Here is a 22,628-nt window from a genome sequence, read left to right as displayed (position 1 = left end):
CAGAGGTTATACTAAGCATTAGCATGAACAATCACGAAAAACACTCAATGAATCAGTATTTGCGTGCAGCAAATTATCTAACCGCGGCGCAAATCTTTTTAGCAGACAACCACCTCATGAAGCGTGCAATCAAGCCAGACGACATCAAAAATCGTCTGCTCGGACACTGGGGGAGTTGTCCAGGTATCAACTTTGCCTACGCCCATTTATCGCGCTATGCTAAGAAATACGACCAAGATATGATGTTTGTCCTCGGGCCGGGGCATGGATTCCCAGCGCTACAAGCCAACCTCTACCTCGAGGGTACGCTGAGCCACTTTGACCCAACCTTGCCGATGAATCTTGACGGTATTCGTCGACTATGTCGTGAGTTTAGCTGGCCATACGGATACCCAAGCCACTCAAACCCAGAAACTCCAGGCGTTATCCTCGAAGGAGGCGAGCTTGGCTACGCCTTAAGCACTAGCTATGGTGCCGTCATGGATAATCCAGACCTTATTGTCGCTGCGCTAATCGGGGACGGCGAGGCAGAAACCGGGCCAACCGCTGGCGCTTGGCATTTAAACAAGCTCATCAACCCGAGAAAAGACGGCGTCGTTCTACCGATCCTCCACCTAAATGGCTACAAAATTAGCCAGCCGACAATCTTTGGTCGTATGAGCAACTACGAACTGATGACGCTATTTTCAGGCTATGGCTACGAACCACGAATTGTCGACGCAACCAAGGGCGACGTCAACCCTCATGACGCAATGGCAGAGGCACTCGACTGGGCACACGATCTAATAGCTGAGGTTCGCTCCAGTCACGATACCGTCAGCCCTCGTATGCCAATGATTATTATGCGCACACTCAAGGGCTGGACAGGCGTCAAAGAATTGCCAGACGGTGAAAAAGTTGAAGGCAACTGCCTTGCACACCAGGTTGTCCTAAACGAAGCCAAGACCGACAAAGAGGAGCTAAAACTACTAAACGAATGGCTCGGTAGCTATAAGTTCGACGAACTATTCACAGAGGCAAACGGGTTTGGCTCATATGTCGACGATATCTTACCAGAAAATCCGGAAAAACGACTAGGGCGCAGTCGTCATGCACACGGTGGCAACGCCGTCTACAAGCCACTTGACCTCCCAAGAGCCGAAGACTTCGCCGAAGACGCAACTATACCCGGCACGATGGGCTCAAGTAGCATGCGCCGAACTGGTCTATATCTCGAGGAAGTGTTTCGTCGAAATGCTGATCACAAAAACTTTCGCATGATGAGCCCTGACGAAACGTACTCAAACAAACTTGACGACATATTCAAAGCCACTAGCCGTAGCTGGCAATGGCCTATCATGAGCTGGGACAAGGACCTCACCCAAGATGGCCGCGTTATGGAGATGCTCTCTGAGCATAATATGCAAGGTTTGATGCAGGGCTATGTCCTCACTGGACGACACGCTATGTTTGCTAGTTACGAAGCATTTCTCACTGTTGTCTCGAGTATGGTAGATCAGTACGCCAAGTTCCTGACACAAAGTCGTGGCGTCGAGTGGCGCGGAACTATACCGAGTATCAATTACATCTTGACAAGTAGTGGTTGGCGACAGGATCACAACGGATTTAGCCACCAAAACCCAGGATTTATCGACGACATCTTGCGTCGTCAAAGCAACTTTAGCAATGTCTACTTCCCAGCAGATGGCAACTGTACACTCGTCGCTGTTGAGAACATGCTAAAAAGCGTCCGCCAAATCAATGCCGTTGTCGCCGGCAAAACAGTCGAGCCACGCTGGCTAACGCCAGAGCTAGCACGTAAACAGATTGATACCGGGTTGATGATATGGGACTTTGCGAGCGACGAACAGCCCGACATCGTCATGGCGGCCGCTGGTGATTATCCGACCAAAGAAACCATGGCGGCAATCGACATTATCAAGACCGAGCGTCCTGACGTAAAAGTCCGTTGCGTCAACGTGTCGTCACTGACAACACAAGGATTTGGAACGCTTGCTAACACCGCCAGCCAGCAACTCTTTGACGATATATTCACCGAAGATAAGCCTGTCGTCTTTAACTTCCACGGCTACCCACAGACCGTTAAGAGTATCCTATTTAACTACGCGGTCGACGGAACGCGCTTTGATGTCCGTGGCTACAAAGAGATTGGCTCCACCACTACACCGTTTGATATGCATGTCCGAAACGAGACCAGCCGCTACGACCTCGCTATTGCCGCGTTCAGGAAGCTTGGTCAAACGGACGCTATACCAGTCCAAGAGGCCGAACATCTGATAGCGAAATACCGCGCTCGAATCGAAGCCAATACTGCCTACATCAAACAGCACGGCATCGACCTTCCCGAGCTTGACGCATGGGTATGGCCAGCAGCACGCGACCTCGAGCGCACAAAAGAAGAAGAATGGCGCGGCCAAACTAACTAAGATAGGAGAAATGGGTGGGACTGATACTTGTCGCAAATCCTGGAAGTTCAAGCCGTAAATACGCGCTGTACGAATCAGACAAACTCGCGCTACGAGCTGAACTTCATATTGAATCGTCAGATGGCCAAATAGTCGCAACACTTCGCACAAATAGCGGTTCACGACAAGTCGAAACCACACTGTCAGAGGTTCATGACGCGCCGCGAGAAGTGAGAGGTATATTGGTTCGCGAAAATATATTAAACGAAAACGAAGCAATTACCGCAATAGGTCTGCGCGTCGTCGCCCCTGGTTCATACTTCATGGAAGACCGCGTCATATCAGACGAGGTCATCGCGAAGCTCGAAGAGACCAAAAGCCTCGCTCCGATTCACATTTTTGCAACACTCGAAGAACTAAAAATACTACGCGAGTATTTCGGACAGACACCAGTCGTAGCGGTCAGCGATAGTGCGTTTCATCGCACAAAACCACCATATGCCTGGAACTACGGTATCAATATCCAAGACGCCGACAGTCTAGAGATTAAGCGATACGGATACCATGGCATATCAGTAGCAAGCGCTGTCGATGAGCTGTGGAATCATGGCAAACTACCACCAAAAGTCGTAGTCTGTCACCTCGGTAGCGGTAGTAGTGTGAGCGCCATTTTTCACGGCAGAAGCATCGACAACACGATGGGGTTCACGCCACTCGAGGGTGTACTCATGGCGACAAGGAGTGGTGACATCAGTCCAGGAGCTGTGCGCGCTCTACAAACCAAACTAGGCATGGACTGGTCAGGAATTGAATCCTATCTAAATCAACGAGGCGGTCTGCTCGGAATTGGTGGCTCAAACGATATTCGCGATCTAATCGAACGCGAAAAAAATGGCGACCATCTGGCACACCTAGCCCTGACAACTCTCGTTCATACAATTCACAAGGCGATCGGCAGTATGATAGTAACCTTAAACGGGTGCGACCTACTGGTGTTTACTGGTACGGTTGGCGAGCGCAGTGCAATTTTGCGAAAACGCATCGTCGCTCATCTGGAATTTGTCGACTTCATCATAGACGGCAATCTAAACGATGGCTGTACGGAACCCGACCAACTCACCAGCATCTCTCAGTCTGCAAAATCCAAGCCTATCATCGTCATACCAACAAACGAAAGTGTTGAGATCGCAAAACGGACCCTCAAGGCGGCCAAACGATAAGGTAAACAGGCTTCATCTGCAAACACCTGCGTAGTTACGAGCTTTTATATAAATCAGTTACACGCTAGAATAGGGTGATGGCTAAAAAACCTCAATTTGAAACGCTAAAACTAGATGTTATCGTAGGCGGAGGACAGGCTCTCGGCACTCTTGAAGATGGCCGAAAAGCCTTTGTGTGGGGTGGGCTACCTGACGAACGCGTCACTATTCGCATAACAAAAAAGAAATCCCATTTTGTAGAAGGTGTAGTAACCGAGATCCACGAAACGTCACCTAAGCGCCTCACACCAAAAGACCCTACCAGTTACCTAAGCACTAGCCCATGGCAAATTATGGCTTTCGAGGACGAGCAACACTACAAATCAGCCCTCATAGAAGAGGCTTTTGAATTGCACGACATCGTATTGCCTGACGCCATCGAGGTCTATACCGATGAAAAAATATATAACTATCGCAACAAAGTCGAATTTAGCTGGTTTGGCGACACCACCCCTAGTGGCAACACGCTAGATCTAGCGTTCTTTCAGCGCGGAAGCAAAGGAAAAATTGTCGTTGATTCATGCAGCCTATTGCCTGATTCAATGATAAATCTGGCTCGTTCAATCCGCGACCTGCTTCGGACAAAGCCCGTCACCGCACGCAACCTAAAAACACTTTTGATTCGTGCCGACCAGCAGGGAAATTGCGTTTGGCAACTTTATCTAAAAGATAGGCTACCTGAAATCATTTCACCAGAGGAGGCGTCAAGCCTCCCCGCACAAGGAGGGGAACTGATCTACAGTGACCCACGCAGCCCCGCCAGTCGCATCACTGAACGGCTGGCGTCATTTGGCGATATCGTCCTATCCGACAACATCCTCGGCATTCCATTTCATTATGCAACCGAAGGTTTTTTCCAGGTAAATATACCCGTTTATGAACAAGCTCTTCGTGATATGCAACAATGGGTCGAAAATAAATCAGTCATCGACCTATATAGTGGCGTCGGTACAATCGGACTAACAATTGGCGGTGATGATGTTACGCTTGTCGAGATTAATGAGGACGCGGTCCGTGAGATGAACCGTAATATTAACGACCTTGGGCGCACCAATTCCGCTCGCGCTATCTTGTCTCCTAGCGAAAAAGCCCTCGACCATATTAATACCGATCACTGCGTAATCGTCGATCCACCCCGCGCTGGCCTGCACTCTAATGTGATTGCTCGGTTACTGGAGACTGGTCCAGAACGAATTATTTATCTCAGTTGCAATCCAGTCACTCAAGCACGCGACATCGCTCTGCTGACCGAAATTTACGGAGTCCGATACCACCGCGGGTATAACTTTTTTCCACGCACCCCTCACATCGAGCACCTGGTGATACTCGACAAGAAACATTAGCCTAGCATAAGCACCATGTGGTAAACTAACTTTATGAAGCGTTCTAAATCGCGCGGTTTTACACTTGTTGAAATTGCTGTTGTTATAGCAGTCGTCGGGATCCTCGCTACGATGACAATCGTCGTTTATCATCGTGTTCAAAAAGAATCTCGCGACACTAAACGACGCAACGATATCTTGATTGTCATGAAAGAGCTCGAGAACTACTATCAAAAGAATGGTGAGTATCCGACTCTAGCTGGCTTTCAGGCAGCAAAAATGTCGCAAGTTGCACCAAAACTGGTAGATAACGCCGTAAAAGATCCGCTCGACAATATCGCCACCATGCCAACAGGTAGACTAGGCTCGACGCAGTTTTGCGTAGGCGAGCCTCATTTACACAATAACCCCGGGCAGTCGTGCAAGGGCTATGGTTACTATGCAGACAATTCAGACTCCAGTGCTATAGTGTCTAACTGGGGCACAATGGGTACGCGACCAATTCACGGCTCGGGCTGTTCTGTTCTCGCTAAGCAATACCCAGGCCCGACATTAACCGACTGGTATGTCCTAGCCTGGTATAGCGAAGTCGACAATAAAATTCACTTCATAAAAAAAGAGCATGACGGTTCAGCAGAAGTAAAAATTCAACAAACCGAAAGCCAATCAAGCACCATCTATCCCACTCAGCAATGCGTGTTTGATAAAGAGGTATAAAAACTAGCTGGTTTTTATTCGCCGATAGGCAAGTCTCACAGCCGGACGCCAGCCGCCACGGGCGTCACTATCAGCGCAGCGGATAGTTCCACCCTTTATCTCGCCGACGAGAATCAGCGCCGGGCAATAAGGCGCAAGTGTGCGATAAAACCTCAAATCAGACTCATGAATGTCTTTGCGCCCCGGAAATACATCACGAAATTTTTCACGTCCGATCTCATCGAAATAGTTCGGCTGACCTTTAGGCGGGAAAAATATCTCAGGCTTTATACCAATACGTGATGCAATCTTTTTGACATCACTCAATAAAAGACGCGCTGGCCCTTCGATATAGCAATACAGTTGTTTCTTTTTTGAAAGGTATAGCGTCGCCCGAGCTGACTGACCTACGTCCAAGTTACGAGCAATAACCTTATCGATCTCCAATGAAACCCCAAATAGCTCTTTAGCGCTCTTCTCCAGTGCGAAATCGTCGAATAAATCGCCGTTATTCATACCAGAATTATAGCACATTCACCTCTGGTGACTAGAGTATTTTTATATTTTCATATAATATTGACGAATTATCAATATATATTTTTTGTATCAACTAGTCAATATAATACAGTCATATTTTCAGGTATAATAGGGGTGATGGACGTGTTTTCTAAACGATACAACAATCTAAACGACGAGCAAAAGACGGCCGTCGATACAATCGATGGACCGCTGATCGTTGTCGCTGGACCAGGCACCGGCAAGACCGAACTACTCAGTATGCGTACCGCCAATATTCTGCGTAAAACCGACACGCTCCCTGAAAATATCCTCTGTCTGACTTTTACAGATAGCGGGGCGGTAGCGATGCGCTCACGACTATCAGAGATTATTGGACCCGACGCTTATCGAGTTGCAATTCAGACATTTCATAGCTTCGGCACAGAGATTACTAACCAGCACAACAGCTACTTTTTCCGTGGTGCGCAGTTTCGTCCCGCCGATGAGCTATCTAGTTACGAGATACTAAAAAGTATCTTTGACGAATTAGATCACGCCAATCCGCTCGCCAGCAAAATGGCAGGCGAATACACTTATCTACGCGATGCAATGACAGCGATTAGTGAACTCAAGCAAGCTGGCTTGTCTAGCGAAGAACTGCGCACGGTCGTCACTGCCAACGAAACTGCGCTAGACAGCATAGAGCCAGAACTACAGGCGATATTTTCTCAAAAAATTAATATCAACATGCTAAAAGCACTCAGCCCAATCGCCGAAAAAATCGCCACGTTTTCACCTCAAACACTCCCGCCAGCCATCTTACCGCTAAACAATAACTTATCCCTCAGCCTAGCACACGCACTAAGCGAAGCGATCGAGACAGGCAAAACCACTCCAATTACTGCTTGGCGTAATCGCTGGATGGAGAAAAATATTCAAGGTGATTTTATCTTCAAAGATCGCAAACGCCACGCGAAACTTCTCTCGCTAGCTCATGTTTACGACTGCTACGTCGCGAAAATGGAGCAGGCAAAACTCTATGACTATGACGACATGATTCTCAACGCAATCCAAGCGATGGAGACATACCCCGACCTTCGATTTAATCTCCAAGAAAAATACCAATACATCATGGTTGACGAGTTCCAGGATACCAACCTGGCTCAGATGCGTATCCTGTTTAACCTCACCGACACAACACTGGGTGACGCGCCAAATATTATGGTTGTCGGCGACGACGATCAGGCAATCTACAGCTTCCAGGGTGCTGATGTCGGCAATATTCACCGTTTTCGTCAGGAATATCCGACATACAAAACAGTCTCTCTGATCCACAACTATCGCTCATGTCAAGCCATCCTTGATCATGCCAGAGAGGTAATTATTCAAGCAGACGGACGACTCGAAAACTCCATGGAGATTTCAAAAAAACTTATCGCTCACGCTACCGCGGCGCCAACTGTCAATATAAACCACCTGGAGACACATAGCGATGAATACGCATGGGTCGCAGACGCAATCGCGAGGGACATCGCTTCTGGCACAAAACCAGAATCTATCGCAGTCCTCGCGCGTCGTCACCAAGAGCTCATAGAATTATTGCCCTATCTAGCAAGCAAAAAAATCTCTGTTAACTACGAACGACGCGATAACGTCCTAGACCTAGAGTGCATCACAACGCTAGAGCTTCTCGCCAATATAGTCATCGATATCGCGGCAGGTCAACACTCTAGGGCTAATAGTCGCTTACCTGAACTACTGGCCCACCCGATGTACAAGCATAGTGCAGAGTCAATCTGGCGACTGAGTCTCGCCGCACACCGCAACAACCACTCGTGGCTAGAGGCAATGATGGGTTCGACCGAGTTCAAGCCTCTTGCTGATTGGCTGGTTGAGAGTGCGCGCGATATTGTACACAAACCACTCGAGGAGGCGATCGACAGGCTAATTGGCATACCGGCTGAAAAAAATGATCAAAACCCTGTTTTTATTTCGCCATACTACAATCACTATTTCGGCGACAACACAAGAGAAACCAACCCTGAAGCCTACCTCACTACGCTGGAGGCCCTACGAACAATCAGGACAAAACTACGCGAGTATCGACCGGACTCCACCTTGCGCCTAAATAATTTTATTGAGTTTATCGAAACATATAGGCAGCTAGGCGCGACGATAGCCAGTGTACGAAACCGGAGTACCGAGCTTGACGGTGCAATCAATCTCATGACTGCGCATAAATCAAAAGGACTAGAGTTTGATACAGTATACGTCGTTAATTCAATTGATTCGGTCTGGGGTGAGCGTGTCCGTAGTCGATCGCGCTTGATATCATACCCAGAGAACCTGCCAATCATGCCAAACGCCGACACCTACGATGAGAGACTGAGGCTCTACTATGTCGCGATGACACGCGCAAAACGACAGCTCCATCTCACGTTCTCATCTGTCAATGACACCGGCAAAGACACACTAATCGCTGGGTTCTTGACTGGAACTACAATTTCACAAACCACACCAGAATCACACCACTCTCTCGACACACTAACAGCACAAGCCGAACTCTCTTGGCACGAGCGTCTAACAGACCAGCCAACTGCCAGTATGAAGCAACTGCTCACGCCCGTGCTAGAACGATATAAACTTTCGAGTACTCATCTAAACAACTTCATAGATATCACTCACGGTGGGCCAGCTACTTTTCTCACCAACAACCTACTAAAGTTTCCTCAGGCCAAGAGTCCTCACGCCGGCTACGGTACAGCGATTCACACTACGTTACAGCGTGCCCACAATTACCTGGTAGCACACGGGGAGCGACGCCCGGTCAAAGACGTTCTAGACGATTTCACCAATATACTCCGCGAACAACGGCTCGATGATAATGATTTTGCGCTCTTTTCAAAACGAGGCGTAGATAATCTGACTCGCTTCCTAGGAGCACAGTACGATACTTTTTCAGCTAACCAAAAAACTGAGCTTAGCTTCGCCAATCAAGGCGTCGTCATAGACGGCGCAACCCTCACCGGATCGCTTGACTTAGTCGAGATAGTCGACAATCACATTACCGTCACCGACTACAAAACGGGCAAGCCCAGCTACAGCTGGAAAGGCAAAACCGATGCCGAAAAAATTAAACTCCACAAATATAGACAACAGCTGATGTTCTATCAACTACTCTGTAATCATTCGCGTGACTACGCCAAGTACCAGTTTAAAAGGGGAGTTCTCCAGTTTGTCGAACCCGACAGTAACGGAGAAGTATACGCACTAGAAGAGCAATTCTCTCAAGATGACCTGGTTCGATTCAAAAAGCTTATCAACGCAGTCTGGCACTGTATAACGACACTTGAACTACCAGATGTCAAGGAATTTGAGCAAAACTATCGAGGTGTGCTTGCCTTTGAGGATTATCTTATTGACAAATACTCAAAGTAGTATATCATGGCTACAGGCCAACCCCGGCTAGCCTTAGAGGGCGACAAGAGAAAGGGCGAGCATTGCCCACTGTAAAGTGTGACCATAGATACCCAATGGAAAAGTGCAAGCGCTGCGACGGAGGCGGGTGCAGCGCTTGCGACAACACAGGAAATAAATGCAGCAAGTGCAAACAACCCCCAACCAGAAGTGGTTGGGCTAGGACGTAAGAGTCGTCTACCTGTGGGGTTGGATGAAAGAAGTCGCCGGTCCGCAAGACCGGAGAGCCAGGTGCAATACCGGCCCCCACTCTACACCCCCTCAGGCTTGTAATTATTATGAGCCTGAGGGGTTTTATCTTTTGTGAGATAATGGATAATGATGAAATCATTCTGGAACAAACTACCCAAACCATTTTTTGTTCTCGCCCCCATGGAGGCGGTGACAGATGTTGTATTTCGGCACGTAGTGACACACGCCGGCAGACCCGACGTTTACTTCAGCGAGTTTACCAACGCAACTGGCTGGTTTCGCGCCGGCGACAGGGCAATTGGCGGGCGTCTCGTCAAGACCGATGACGAAAGCCCAATCGTCGCTCAGCTATGGGGTAGCGACCCAGAGGCGATGAAGGCTATGAGCCAACATGTTGCCAAGCTCAATTATGATGGCATCGACATCAACATGGGCTGTCCTGACCAATCGGCAATCAAGGGTGGTGGAGGTGCTGACATGATTCGTAACCCCGACCGAGCCTCGGCTATAATTTCCGCCGCAAAAACATCTGGCCTACCCGTAAGCGTCAAAACCAGACTTGGCTATACTTATGTTGATGAATGGAGGAGCTGGCTGAAATTTCTCCTGGAGCAAAATATCGCTGCCCTGACAATTCATCTACGCACCAAAAAAGAGATGAGTAAAGTAAGTGCTCATTTTGAGCTAATACCAGAGATCAAAGCCTTACGTGATGAGATTGCCCCAGACACCCTGCTCATCATCAACGGAGACATCCTCGATCGTGGACAAGGCATGAAGCTGTTCAAAGAACACTCTATTGATGGCGTCATGATTGGTCGCGGTGTATTCCAAAACCCCTTCTGTTTCAAAGACGGCCTAAAGACAGAAGAGCGTTCTGACCGAAAAGCTAAGCTTATCAAATTGCTCCAATATCACCTGGATCAATACGATCATTATCAGTCACTAATGGGGCGACCGTTTGAAACGCTCAAGCAATTTTTCAAAATATATATCAGGGATTTTGAAGGCGCAAGCGACCTCCGCGACAAGCTCATGCACACCAGCTCAACCGACGAAGTAAGATCAATCTTAAAGCAATTCGGGTAAACCTATGACCTCAACTACGAAAAAGACATGGCCACATGACCATATCTTTTTCGTTCCTAATATAGACGCTATGCGCGTGGACGACGCCTGCGATGCAAGTCTGCAACCTTGAGGCGCACTGCATGACGGTCAACCAGCTGGTGAGCTTTTTCGAGCTCGACCTGCGTCTTGGCCTCATCACGCAATTTGATCGCACGCTCAAGAGCCGCCTGGCTTTCAGCTTCTACGATATCTTCACCGTGTTCCGCCTCATCAACCAAAATGCGAACTCGATCTGCACTAATCTCAACCACGCCACCCGAGATAGCGAAATAGTCCATCCGGTCATTGTCATGCTGTTTATCGCGACGAACCGCTATCACCCCAGATTTTGCGACCGTTACTAGAGGCTCGTGACTGGGGAACACCGATATCTCACCATCAACTGTAGGTATGATCACCTCGTACACTGACTCATCGACCTTTACCCCCGCTAGCGTCACCAACTGGAAATTCATCGACTAATCCTTCTTCTCCGAAAGTGGACCTGGCGCCATGTAGAACCAGTTTTCTGGCTTGTCATCGTATTTACCAGCCAGAATATCCTTTACGTCTTTGACCGTGTCAGACACCTTGATGTATGCACCAGGGTTACCCGTGAATTGTGTAGCCACAAAGAACGGCTGAGCAAGGAATCGCTGAAGACGACGTGCGCGATTAACTGTCTGCTTCTGATCATCTGACAGCTCTTCCATGCCAAGAATTGCGATGATATCCTGCAGCTCCTTATATTGTTGGAGGACGCGCTGAGCTTCACGCGCCACCTGATAGTGCTCCTCTCCAACCACCTCTGGATCAAGGATCGTCGAGCTAGAGTCGAGCGGATCAACTGCGGGATAAATACCGATCTCGGTTAGTGCACGGTTTAACACAATCGTCGAGTCCAAGTGAGCAAATGTCGTTGCTGGAGCTGGGTCAGTCAAGTCGTCGGCTGGGACATAAACCGCCTGGACAGATGTAATCGAACCGGTCTTTGTACTAGTAATCCTCTCCTGCAGAGCACCCATCTCTTGTTGCAAGTTTGGCTGATACCCCACAGCACTCGGTAGACGACCTAACAGAGCCGACACCTCGGCGCCAGCCTGAGTGAATCGGAAAATGTTATCGATAAACAAAAGAACGTCCTTACCCTCATCGCGGAAAGCCTCTGCCATCGCAAGGCCAGCCAGCGCCACTCGTAGACGCGCCCCAGGCGGCTCATTCATCTGCCCAAACACTAGCGACGTCTTGTCTAGCACGCCGGCCTCTTTCATTTCATAATAGAGGTCGTTACCTTCGCGCGTACGCTCACCAACACCCGCAAAAACTGAGTTACCTGAGTGAAACTTCGCAATATTATTGATAAGCTCCTGGATCAAAACAGTCTTACCGACACCAGCACCACCAAACAGACCAACCTTTCCACCCTTAGCAATCGGCGCAATTAGGTCAATCACCTTGATGCCGGTTTCAAGAATCTCGGTCTTATTAACTTGCTCAGATAGAGCAGGGGGCTCACGATGAATCGAAGCCTTCTTTACCTTATCAGAGATAACTCGGCCATCAATTGGCTCACCGACGACATTAAACATCCGTCCTTGAGTCTCCGCACCAACTGGGACACTGATCGGTGCACCAGTCGGGATCACTTCCTGGCCCCGCTTTAGTCCATCGGTGCTCTGCAGGCTAATTGTCCGCACGGTGTGCTCGTCGAGGTGCTGAGCAACCTCAAGCACTATCGTCTTTTTGTCGTGCTCAACATGGAGCGCCTCATAGATCGCCGGAAGATTGTCGCCGCTAAACTCAACGTCGACAACCACGCCCATGATCTGAATTATGTTTCCGTTACCTTTACTCATCAATTACTCCTCCGCAGTTCCTTTCTACTAATCTCATCGCAGTACCGTATCTATCGTCTCTGATGGTCCGTAATTATATCCAGAGAATAGCTTTTTCCAGACATCGCACGACGAGCCGATTCCATAATATCATCAGGAAAGCGCAACTTCAGCTCCTCTAGAGCCTCTAGCGTCACAAACTCAACCTGTTGAATTCCTTTTTCATGTCCAGCCGGAGATTCATCAACAACATGCCCCAAAAAGAACACTATCAGCGACATGCTCGCGTTTGTATTCTTTAGTTCCAGTGATAAAACGCCATCGATTGCAACCGTATAACCAGACTCTTCTTTTACTTCACGCACCGCTGCGTCAACCAGATTCTCGTTAGGTTCAACGTGTCCAGCTGGAAGATTCCATGTACCCAGCTGTCCATAGTTATTCTTACCCTCCTTGACTACCAATATTTTACCGTCTCTTACAACAACTGTACTGACAAATAAGGTTGCATTATTCACTTGGTCCTCCATAAACATTCATTAGCCCATCGCCTCCACGCCACCTGATATTTCCGCTAACTCTTGGGTAATTGCCCCCTGACGAGCCTTGTTCATGGCGAGCGTAAGGTCATCAACAAGATCGCTGGCGTTATCGGTCGCATTTTTCATCGCCATCATACGCATACTGTGCTCACTTGCCCGAGCATCGAGAAATGCCTGATACAGCTCAGCACCCACCAATCGATAAGCTACTGCATCTAGCACCTCGGCAGGACTCGGCTCGTAGCGAGCGTCCTGAATGTTATCAGGAATCTTGGCTGGATCACTATCGACTGGTGTACCAGCTGGAAGCAGGCGCATCCGCGACGCTTCCTGAGTGATGCTAGTTACGAAATTTGTGTAGACGACCGTCACGGCATCAACTTCTTTGTTGCGATACATATCACACGCCGTATTGAGGATAGTGTGAAACGTCACGCCTTCAGGTTTATCTGGCAGATCATCATAGTTACCGATAATCTCTGTGTCCTTTAGGCGCGAAGCAAACTGCGATGCCTTGCGACCGACAGTAATCGTTAGATTGTTTATACCTCTATCGTCATCACGCTTCAGTAGCTCAACGTACTTCTTGAGTACACTAGAGTTATAGGCACCAGCCAAACCTTTATCGGCAGCAATCACAATGATAAGGCGGCTTTTTATCGCACGCTTACGAAATAACGGATGATTATCAGTCACACCCTGGCTGGAAAGATACGCCAAAAGATCATCGGCACTCGATGTATAAGGCTTTGATGCTTTGGTTGCATCTTGTGCTCGACGCATTTTGCTCGCCGCCACCATTTGCATGGCCTTTGTAATTTGCTTGGTGTTTTTTACCGAGCGAATACGCGATTTTAATTGCTGGGTAGAGGCCATCAGCCTTCAAATCCTTTCGCAACCGACTTAGCAACTTTTGTGATCAGCTTACCGGCATCGCTCTCAACCTCAAGCTTTTCAAGCCCCTTGTTGAGTTCTTGCATGTCTTTTTTGTGATCTGTCCACAGGCGGGTCAACATGGCACGCTGAGCTTCCCTAATCTTTGAGGCGGGTACTTTATCAAACAGCCCCTCGCTCACCGTAAACACGCTAGACGCCTGCTCCCAGACGCTCATTGGTTGATACTGTGGCTGCTTTAGAAGTTCCGTTAGGCGCTGACCTCTTTCAATCTGAGCTTTCGTCGCCTCATCAAGATCACTACCAAACTGCGCAAAACTTGCTAGCTCACGGAACTGACTCAGGCCTAGCTTGAGGTTACCAGAGACAGATTTAACCGTCTTTGTCTGAGCATCACCGCCAACGCGAGAAACCGATAAACCAGCACTAATCGCAGGACGAATACCCTGGTAGAACAGGTCTGTCTCCATAAATATCTGTCCATCGGTGATCGAGATAACGTTAGTAGGAATATACGCCGATATGTCACCAGCCTGCGTCTCGATAATTGGTAGAGCCGTCAAGCTACCAGCGCCGAGGTCGTCAGACAGCTTACTTGATCGCTCAAGCAAGCGAGAATGTAGATAGAAAACATCTCCAGGAAAGGCCTCGCGTCCTGGCGGACGGCGGAGAAGAAGCGACATCTGACGATAGGCAACCGCGTGCTTCGTCAAGTCATCATAAATCATCAAAGCATGTTCACCGTTATCCCGAAAATATTCACCCATCGCCGTACCAGCGTATGGAGCCAAATAGAGTAGGGAAGCTGGATCACTTGGGCCAGTTGCAACGATAATCGTCTGGTCCATCACACCCTCACGCTTCAGCGTCTCAACCAGTCGGGCGACCTTCGAGAGCTTCTGTCCAATCGCAACATAAACATTCACGACACCAGTTTTTTGACGCGCCTGGTTGATCATCGTATCGATGGCAATAGCAGTCTTGCCCGTCTGACGATCACCGATAATAAGCTCTCTCTGTCCACGACCTATCGGGAACATCGCGTCTATCGCCATGATACCTGTCATGAGCGGTTCATGGACGTGCTTACGACCCATCACGCCGACCGCCTCACGCTCTACCGCACCACGTTGCTTGGCTGTAATCGCTGGACCGCCATCAAGCACCTCACCAAGCGGGTTAACCACGCGACCAAGTAGCTCTGGGCCAACAGGAACAGATAGGACTTCGCCCTTGAGCTTCACCTTGTCACCAGCTGCCACACCCTGATCGCTACCGAGCAAGACAGCACCAATTTCATCTTCCATGAGATTGAGGGCAAATGCCTCAACCATACCAGTTTTCGTTTCAATTTCGAGTACTTCGCTATACCCAGCGCTCGACAGGCCGTGAATCCATGCCACGCCGTCGCCCACGCGGGTAACGACACCAACCGACTCAAGCTTACCGCTCGTATCTAGGTTAGCGATTGCATCGCGCAGGCCTTTTGATAATTCTGTAACTGCTATATCAGCCATCATGAGCCTTTCTTACATCTTAGCCTGGCGAAGCGCCAGAAGTTTACGTTTTATAGTTGCGTCAAGTGATTCGCCTGGCGTGTCAATCCGTACGCCACCGATCACAGTGCTATCGACAATCTCATCAAGGTGAACTTTATCGCCACCAACAAGCTTGCTAATCTCTCGACGAAGTACATCGGTTAGCGGGTGAGCGGTCGTAACACGCGCCACTACTAGCCCACGCTCGGCAAATACGTCTTCGATCGTACGAACTAGCAAGTCCGCCTCTCTAGTGCGCTTTGAGTCGACAAGATAGGCTGCAACCTCCTTAAGCAAGGTAGCAAGCGGTGCCCCCGATTCAAACCTGTCGACAACATAGCTCGCCAGTTTTCGTCTAGAGATCTTTTGTGTCATTGCTACCGAGACTCCTTGAGAGACTCTTCAATTACTACATTATCAAGCTTTGCGTCAACCGTCTTGCCAACGACTTTTTCAGTTGCACGGGCTACTAGTTCGACAGTCTCGTTGTGCAGAGCTTTTTTAGCGGCAATAACCTCCTTGGCAATTTCACTTTGCGCGGCCGCAACCACTCGTTCAGCCTGCGCCTTGCTCTTGGCCTCGGCACTTGCTACCAGCGCGTCAGCCTCTCCCTTGGCAGTCGAAACTATCTCTTTAGCTTCAGACCGCGCCTCATCTAGCAGTTTCTTAGTTTCATCTTGACTAGCATCCGCTCGGGCCTGAGCTTCACGCGTCGCCTCTGCAGCTGCTACAACCTCTTGCTCACGCTTATCAAGCATCGTAACCAGTGGTGGATAGACATACTTCTTGAGAAACCAAAGAAGGATCAAAAATGCAATTGTCTGCAGCACCAACAACTTCCAGTCGACACCAATCGACGCAAACAGATCAGCTTTTCCAGCCGTCTCTGCCGTTGCAAAAGTGTTAATAAATGAAAACACGCGTATTCCTTCGTCTTGCTATCTACATTACCTTACCGACGATAGCGACGATAAAACCAATAATCGCAAGCGCGTCGATAAACGAAATACCAAGAATCATCATCGTACGTAGATCGTTGACTTTTTCTGGGTTACGACCAGCCGCGTTCATAGCAGCCGCACCGACTAGACCAGCACCGATAGCAGCAAATGTTGCCGGTAGAGCGTAGGCAAGAGTAAATGCGAGGCTTTCCATAATATTGTTAATTCTCCTTAAATTATTGTTTAACCATTATTTAATACTCATTCGTGTACAGCCGTCTGGATTTTACGACTGCTCGAATGCGAACCTGAATGCGTAGATTTTTCCTCATCATCGCCATGATGCTGTAGTCCCAGTGAAATAAACACTGTCGAAAGCATAAAGAATATGTAAGCTTGGATACCACCGATAAACAGCTCAAATATATAGAACGGCTGAAGAGCAACTGGTGAAATATATTGCGTGAGATAAGCGATCATAATAAGAAGCACTTCTCCCGCCAAAACATTTCCAAACAGACGAAAACTCAACCCCAATAAGCGTGAGAACTCCGCTATAAGCTCGAGAATTCCGATAAACGACATGATTGGATTTTTGAGTGGACTGATAAAATATCGCCCCATATTACCGCGAAAACCTAGGTACTTAAATGCGTAAATCTGAGCTGCGACGATCGTCACCCCTGCAAGAGCAAAGGTCATATTCAAATCCGCAACACCACCACGAAATAGCGGTGTATGATGCTCGCCAACCGTAATCGGACCAACAAATGGCAGCAATCCCATCCAATACTGCGCCACCACAAAGAAAAAGATCGTTATCGATAGCGGAGCTACACGTCGTGCCCACTTTGCGTCTGGAATCACCTGTCCAACAGTTGCGTACAGCCCCTCAAACGCCCAGAGAAATAGCCTTGTTATAAAATTGTGCCGCGTTCGCCCCATGGCGGCACGCTTGGTCGCAATTAGCGCCCAAACCAACACTATTAGCCCAAGAATGCCCAATAAGTGTGAGTTAGTGATCGAAACACCCGCCACTGAAAATATCTCATCAGCCTTGACAGATATATGAGGGCCAGTAGCAGCAAACCATGTAATCATAATGTGTTCCTATTCGTATTGATTGAATTAATCTGTCGCCTAACTAAAGCAATTGCAGCGATTGTCCCGACAACGATTCCAGATATCATAAACCAGGGCTTCATGTGCCACTCGCTATCGAGCCAAACCCCAAGAAGCGTCAGACCGATAGATGGAACAAACATCCGCCAGGTCGTATCCGCTATCACTGCAAAAAACATAAGACCCGACGAACCAGCTTGGCGGTCGTTAGATATTCCATCACCGTCACTAGAATCAGGCAATTTACCCATGTAAGATTATTATAGCAGTTTATAGCATTTGTTTAAAGGGTTAGTGGGGTATAATAATCACAACATGCCACGCAAAAACCGAACCCCCAAACATAAGCCATATCAACCACGCTCAGCGACCACGCCTGACAAGAGGCGCTTTTTGAGTCGTGACGCCGCCCTTCGCGCAATAAAGGAACTTCAAAAGTATCACCTAGATCTCGAACTCGACATATACCAATCTCCGATCGATGGCGGGTGGTATCTGACTAGTAAGAAGTTGCGCTAAAGTCGTTGAGATATTTGGCACGAATTGGTGTCGAACTATTATTCATAGTGCCGTCGCCGAGCTGCCCGTGCGAGTTATTGCCCACACTGTAAACCGAACCGTCCGTAGTGAATATAACCGTTGTTCCAAGTCCGACCTGAACACTCCGAGCGCTTACCGCGCTTCCATCAATCACATTCATCGCTACTGGAGTCGTCACCGCTGGTGCCGTGCCGCCGTTACCAAGCTGACCATAGGAATTCGAACCAGCGCCATATACCCGTCCATCCGCCCCAACCGCAAACAGGTTCTGGTATGAATACTGATTTGTTGTATCGTTATTTGTTATGTAAATATATTTTGCAGCAACTGGTATAGCAAACTTCACCGGCTTGAATTGTGTCACACTTTGACTGCCGTTACCAAGATGCCCAGACGTATTTACCCCAGCACCCCAGACCTCACCATTGGATGTAAGGACAGCCACAGCCCACTGGTCAGACACCACATCAACTACCACTCCCGAAAATACACTATTGTCAAACTGCTGAAGACTGGCGTTGACAGGGTAGAATATTCGGTTGGCATAATAAGCACACGGCTCCAGATCCATTGCTCCACCAGCAACATTGTAGTCGCGGTTATTGACACATAATCCGCTTGATGCATGCTTTAAGTAACCGCGCATCGCGGTAGTTTCTGGCTCCCAGCGAAACTTCTGCGCGGCACTCCCGTCGCAAGCCGCCATCTTGAGACCATTAGAGCCAACCGTCGTGAGACAAACGTTTTTGCTTGCATTATAGAATGAGCCGTCACTCCTCAGTTGAAACTTTTGTGAAGCCGACTCATTACAATTCCAGATATGCGCTGACGATCCATCTGTATCTAGGCAGAAGTTAGTCGTATTTACCCTCAGAGACATGACGCCAGTCCCTGCTTGACCGTTACTATTTGAGCCCATACTCTTGAGGGCTCCCACGCTATCAAGCACATAAAGTGTTAGCCCGTCAAAAGCGATCTTGGTGGCCTTTGGCTGACCAGAGTCACCGTAGGTGCCGATCTTAACTGGACTAGAGCGATCGGCAAACGACACGTCACCAAGCTGACCGTGGTCATTTGAGCCCCACCCATACACACGACCTCCAGCCATGCGAATATACGTCGTCGTACGGTCAGCAACGAGGTTGTCTGTAGGAATAGTGTTTGGATCAGACGGATCTGGTATAGGCAGAGACACTCGGACCGGTATTGATTGGTTCAAACACCCCGATATCGTATAAGTTGTTCCGAGAGCACCACCCTCACAATTACCAGCTGCATACAGATTATTGTCGGTAGTCAGGAAATAGGTTGTACCACCTCGCACCGAAATATAGCGAACCTGCTTGCCTAGGGGCAATGAGACCCGGGCTGGTGATGATATATTGTGGAACCCTGACCCAGTGCCCAGTTGCCCATAGTGATTTGAGCCAGCAGCGTACGCCTCACCATTAGAATCGACCGCAAACATCGACGTACCAAGTGACAGAAAACTTGTGTAGCCGGCGACAATTGGCGCTGATGTTGGTGCAAGAAACTTCTTTGGCACCAGAGTCGGATTAAACGTACCGTTCCCGAGCTGGCCAAATCCGTTGTATCCAGTCGCACGCATCACACCGTCGCCACCAACCGTAGCAAAAAATGCTCCAGTTCCTTGGCCAATATACCCAAAGATAACCTGGTTCGCGCTAACCTGAGCACCAGTACGCACCTTTAAGGTCTTGCTGAAAGTCCGCCAAGCCGCTCCAGTCGAAGCCCTCGTCAGAGTTAATGTGCTCTTGACCGTTACCGTCTGAAAACCTGAACCACTATCAGTAACTGGACTAACACTATATGTACTATTGTAGGTATCCGTCCTGACGACATAGCAACTATCCTTATCTGAGCATGGCGGACCTCCGTTGCATCCAGTATTTGGATGAAGCTCATTAGATCCCCACGTACTTGCTTGGTTATTGTCCATCAAGCAACTTTTCGCGTGATTCATGCCTGATTCAGCTGCATCTGTCGCTAACGCCTCATAAAACTGCGTATTAATTGCGTCGCCCGTACTAGACACCGTACCAGTCGCAGCGACCAATATAGCAAACATCACAACAGATGTAATGATAACCGTAGGTAGGGCAAAACCCTCAGAATAGCGACGCCGCAACATATAACCCTATCATATACCAAGTGACAAAAAAGCAAAAGCACATTGCTGACGCGCTAACCACCGTGCTATACTCAAGCTGAAATATACGAGGAGAAATAGGGGAGTTCATTATGGCCAGTACAAGTCGCATCATCGTCTATAGCGCACCATGGTGTGCGTTTTGCAAAACTGAGAAGCAATATCTCGAGCATCTAGGCGTCGATTTTACCGTACGAGATATCGAGCAAGACAAAAGAGCGATGGAGGAGTTGCTCGAAAAAGTGGGTGGCGAGACATCCAGCGTGCCTGTAACAGATATCGACGGTATCATCATACGCGGCTTTGATCGAGCCAAGATCGACGCCACTCTCCGAGACAAAGGTCTAATCAAATAACCACCAAGCACGCTACATATAGGCACACTAAACCTAGCGTGCCTTTTCGTCTCCACCGACCGTAATGACCTCACCACCAAGTTTTGCTCGAAAATAATTGTCATGGCTCACATACAAAATCGCACCGCTATATCGCTCAAGCGCCACCTCCAGCTCTTCAATACTCGGCAGATCTAGGTGATTGGTCGGTTCATCAAGAATCAACAGCTGTGGGTCATTAGCAAGCATACTGATGATCTGAAAGCGTGCTTTCTGTCCACCGCTCAAGCGCCCTAGGACAATTCCGCCATCGCTCTCGGTAAATAAATAATCACCCATCAGTTGACGAATCTTTGTCTCGCTAATCGCTAGGTTGCGGTCAAGATACATCCGCTCAATCGCATCATGCAGAGTCAAGTCGAGATAGGTCGAGGCGATCTCCTGCTCGTACACTCCCACCTTCACATGCGGATCAAGCTTTAGCGTACCGTCAAAAAAGGTGATCGAGTTAAGCCGGTCTACTTCTGATTCCGTCGGCGCCAATAACGCCCGGATCAAGGTCGACTTACCGGCACCGTTTCGCCCACGCAGTTCAGCTACCTCGCCCTCGCGTAAATCTATATTTACGCCCTCAAACAACAAATTATCGCCATAACCAAGCGCTAAATCTCGCGCTTCAATCAGCTTTCTCTGGCTACGCATAGCGCCATCACGAACCGACAGGCGAATATTCCGTGCCTTGTATTTGTCATATCGCCCAGCCATCTTGTAGTCAAGTTGCGCCACGTTGTCTCGGTCAATCCAAAATGTTGGCCTCTCAACCTTCTCTAGCTCTTCCAGTCGTGCCGCTGCTTGCATCTCACGACGCTTAAATTGCTTGATCGTATCAGGGTCGCGCGCCCTCTCCTTGAGGCGGCGAAACTGAACAATTTTGTCGCGCAAGTTAGCTTTTTGACGCTCAACCTGCTCATAATCTCCCATCGCATTGCCGGTGGCGAGGGCATTCTGCTTGAGATAATCATCATAATTACCTCGATAACTCACCGTATTACCATCTTTTAACTCAATAATCCGATCGACATGCTTCAGCACATCTCGATCATGGGTAACTACCAGCATCGCTGTCGTCGACGACTTCATCCAGTCAATAAACTGTGCTTTTGCCACATAGTCCATGTGGTTGGTCGGCTCATCGAGTAGGGCAAGATGAGCGTCAGAATGCATAACCTTTACCACTTCCACGAGACGTTTTTGTCCACCGCTCAGCGTCCCAAACGCTCGTTCTTCAACACCCCCTAGCTGAAAATTCCTCAGTTCTTCAGCTACCAACTCTTCTATCTGATAGAATCCTCGTTGCCCAAACCGATCAAGCGCCGCCGTATACTCATCAATCAACTTCATATTGTCACCCATCTTGGCTGGATAGGTATCGATAATGTGCTTTAGCGAGGCATACTCAGGCAGTCCACGCAAAATGTACTCTATGACCGTCATGTCATCTATCTGATGATGCTCCTGAGCGGTCGCCACTACGCTCACGCCCTTGCGGTAAATGACTTTGCCCATAAAGTCTTTGTCAGCTCCCGTCAAAATACCAAACAGCGTCGATTTACCAGCGCCATTACGCCCGATAACGCCAACTTTCTCTCGATCGCCCACACTAAGCCGAACATCCGTCATCAGCAACTTCGGACCAAATGATTTTTCAGTGATATGGACATCGATAACCATAGCCACATTTTAGCACACCTC

General features: G+C 48.7%; 21 protein-coding genes. 8 read left to right on the top strand and 13 right to left on the bottom strand.

The genetic code is table 11. The features are described from left to right. Nucleotides 1-23 precede the first annotated feature (23 nt). The 4 genes from GWK75_01975 to GWK75_01960 all read left to right on the top strand — a co-directional run bounded on the left by GWK75_01975 (nucleotide 24) and on the right by GWK75_01960 (nucleotide 5,703). A complete protein-coding gene (locus tag GWK75_01975; GenBank protein QHU91219.1) occupies nucleotides 24-2,426 on the top strand; it encodes a phosphoketolase in 2,403 nt (800 codons plus the stop codon). A 14-nt stretch (nucleotides 2,427-2,440) separates the two neighbouring features. Next, nucleotides 2,441-3,625 (top strand): acetate/propionate family kinase, encoded by a 1,185-nt coding sequence (locus tag GWK75_01970; GenBank protein ID QHU91218.1) that lies wholly within the window; start codon nucleotides 2,441-2,443, stop codon nucleotides 3,623-3,625. Nucleotides 3,626-3,702: 77 nt separating this feature from the next. After that, the gene (locus GWK75_01965) at nucleotides 3,703-5,007 is read left to right on the top strand and encodes a hypothetical protein (protein ID QHU91217.1); all 1,305 of its coding nucleotides are present in this window, start codon (nucleotides 3,703-3,705) and stop codon (nucleotides 5,005-5,007) included. A gap of 33 nt (nucleotides 5,008-5,040) precedes the next feature. Continuing rightward, nucleotides 5,041-5,703, top strand: a complete 663-nt coding sequence (locus tag GWK75_01960; GenBank protein QHU91216.1) for a prepilin-type N-terminal cleavage/methylation domain-containing protein — start codon at nucleotides 5,041-5,043, stop codon at nucleotides 5,701-5,703. Between the two features lie 3 nt (nucleotides 5,704-5,706). Here GWK75_01960 and GWK75_01955 read toward each other — a convergent pair whose 3' ends face one another. After that, complete coding sequence (locus tag GWK75_01955; protein QHU91215.1) at nucleotides 5,707-6,198, bottom strand: hypothetical protein; 492 nt, start codon at nucleotides 6,196-6,198, stop codon at nucleotides 5,707-5,709. A gap of 138 nt (nucleotides 6,199-6,336) precedes the next feature. Between GWK75_01955 and GWK75_01950 the strand changes: the two genes are divergently transcribed. Continuing rightward, nucleotides 6,337-9,618, top strand: coding sequence for a UvrD-helicase domain-containing protein (locus GWK75_01950; GenBank protein ID QHU91214.1), 3,282 nt, complete (start codon nucleotides 6,337-6,339; stop codon nucleotides 9,616-9,618). A 357-nt stretch (nucleotides 9,619-9,975) separates the two neighbouring features. Next, nucleotides 9,976-10,938 carry a tRNA-dihydrouridine synthase gene (locus GWK75_01945; GenBank protein ID QHU91213.1) on the top strand — a complete coding sequence of 321 codons (963 nt, stop codon included), beginning with the start codon at nucleotides 9,976-9,978 and terminating at the stop codon, nucleotides 10,936-10,938. A gap of 68 nt (nucleotides 10,939-11,006) precedes the next feature. Here the strand turns inward: GWK75_01945 and atpC are convergent, their stop codons facing one another. The 10 genes from atpC to GWK75_01895 are packed head-to-tail and all read right to left on the bottom strand — an operon-like array spanning nucleotide 11,007 to nucleotide 18,082. Continuing rightward, complete coding sequence (gene atpC / locus GWK75_01940) at nucleotides 11,007-11,435, bottom strand: ATP synthase F1 subunit epsilon (GenBank protein ID QHU91212.1); 429 nt, start codon at nucleotides 11,433-11,435, stop codon at nucleotides 11,007-11,009. 3 nt (nucleotides 11,436-11,438) lie between these two features. Next, a complete protein-coding gene (atpD, locus tag GWK75_01935; protein QHU91211.1) occupies nucleotides 11,439-12,815 on the bottom strand; it encodes a F0F1 ATP synthase subunit beta in 1,377 nt (458 codons plus the stop codon). A gap of 50 nt (nucleotides 12,816-12,865) precedes the next feature. Continuing rightward, on the bottom strand, nucleotides 12,866-13,312 hold the full coding sequence (locus GWK75_01930; protein ID QHU91210.1) for an NUDIX domain-containing protein: 447 nt from the start codon (nucleotides 13,310-13,312) through the stop codon (nucleotides 12,866-12,868). Between the two features lie 21 nt (nucleotides 13,313-13,333). Continuing rightward, nucleotides 13,334-14,212, bottom strand: a complete 879-nt coding sequence (gene atpG / locus GWK75_01925) for an ATP synthase F1 subunit gamma (protein QHU91209.1) — start codon at nucleotides 14,210-14,212, stop codon at nucleotides 13,334-13,336. Beyond that, nucleotides 14,212-15,747 carry a F0F1 ATP synthase subunit alpha gene (locus GWK75_01920; GenBank protein QHU91707.1) on the bottom strand — a complete coding sequence of 512 codons (1,536 nt, stop codon included), beginning with the start codon at nucleotides 15,745-15,747 and terminating at the stop codon, nucleotides 14,212-14,214. The genes atpG and GWK75_01920 overlap by 1 nt, the downstream gene beginning before the upstream one ends. 12 nt (nucleotides 15,748-15,759) lie before the next feature. Next, complete coding sequence (locus GWK75_01915) at nucleotides 15,760-16,143, bottom strand: hypothetical protein (GenBank protein QHU91208.1); 384 nt, start codon at nucleotides 16,141-16,143, stop codon at nucleotides 15,760-15,762. 2 nt (nucleotides 16,144-16,145) lie between these two features. Next, nucleotides 16,146-16,688 (bottom strand): F0F1 ATP synthase subunit B, encoded by a 543-nt coding sequence (gene atpF, locus GWK75_01910; protein ID QHU91207.1) that lies wholly within the window; start codon nucleotides 16,686-16,688, stop codon nucleotides 16,146-16,148. 22 nt (nucleotides 16,689-16,710) lie between these two features. Next, nucleotides 16,711-16,923 (bottom strand): H(+)-transporting ATPase, encoded by a 213-nt coding sequence (locus GWK75_01905; GenBank protein ID QHU91206.1) that lies wholly within the window; start codon nucleotides 16,921-16,923, stop codon nucleotides 16,711-16,713. Between the two features lie 47 nt (nucleotides 16,924-16,970). Continuing rightward, nucleotides 16,971-17,810: a F0F1 ATP synthase subunit A gene (locus GWK75_01900; protein ID QHU91205.1), complete on the bottom strand. Its 840-nt coding sequence runs from the start codon at nucleotides 17,808-17,810 to the stop codon at nucleotides 16,971-16,973. Further along, nucleotides 17,807-18,082, bottom strand: coding sequence for a hypothetical protein (locus tag GWK75_01895; GenBank protein QHU91204.1), 276 nt, complete (start codon nucleotides 18,080-18,082; stop codon nucleotides 17,807-17,809). Before GWK75_01895 ends, GWK75_01900 begins: the two co-directional genes overlap by 4 nt. 64 nt (nucleotides 18,083-18,146) lie before the next feature. On the opposite strand from GWK75_01895, the gene GWK75_01890 reads away from it, so the two are divergent. Continuing rightward, nucleotides 18,147-18,350 (top strand): hypothetical protein, encoded by a 204-nt coding sequence (locus GWK75_01890; protein ID QHU91203.1) that lies wholly within the window; start codon nucleotides 18,147-18,149, stop codon nucleotides 18,348-18,350. Here the strand turns inward: GWK75_01890 and GWK75_01885 are convergent. Further along, nucleotides 18,331-20,523, bottom strand: a complete 2,193-nt coding sequence (locus GWK75_01885; GenBank protein QHU91202.1) for a hypothetical protein — start codon at nucleotides 20,521-20,523, stop codon at nucleotides 18,331-18,333. The genes GWK75_01890 and GWK75_01885 overlap by 20 nt on opposite strands. A gap of 110 nt (nucleotides 20,524-20,633) precedes the next feature. Between GWK75_01885 and GWK75_01880 the strand changes: the two genes are divergently transcribed. After that, a complete protein-coding gene (locus GWK75_01880; protein ID QHU91201.1) occupies nucleotides 20,634-20,897 on the top strand; it encodes an NrdH-redoxin in 264 nt (87 codons plus the stop codon). Between the two features lie 33 nt (nucleotides 20,898-20,930). Here the strand turns inward: GWK75_01880 and GWK75_01875 are convergent, their stop codons facing one another. After that, nucleotides 20,931-22,607, bottom strand: coding sequence for an ATP-binding cassette domain-containing protein (locus tag GWK75_01875; GenBank protein ID QHU91200.1), 1,677 nt, complete (start codon nucleotides 22,605-22,607; stop codon nucleotides 20,931-20,933). Between the last annotated feature and the right edge of the window lie 21 nt (nucleotides 22,608-22,628).

It is taken from the genome of Candidatus Saccharibacteria bacterium oral taxon 955 (assembly GCA_010202265.1).
Classification (GTDB): Bacteria; Patescibacteriota; Saccharimonadia; order Saccharimonadales; family Saccharimonadaceae; genus Saccharimonas.
Note: the sequence above shows the minus strand (reverse complement) of the source record. Positions and strands in the feature narration are given on the sequence as shown.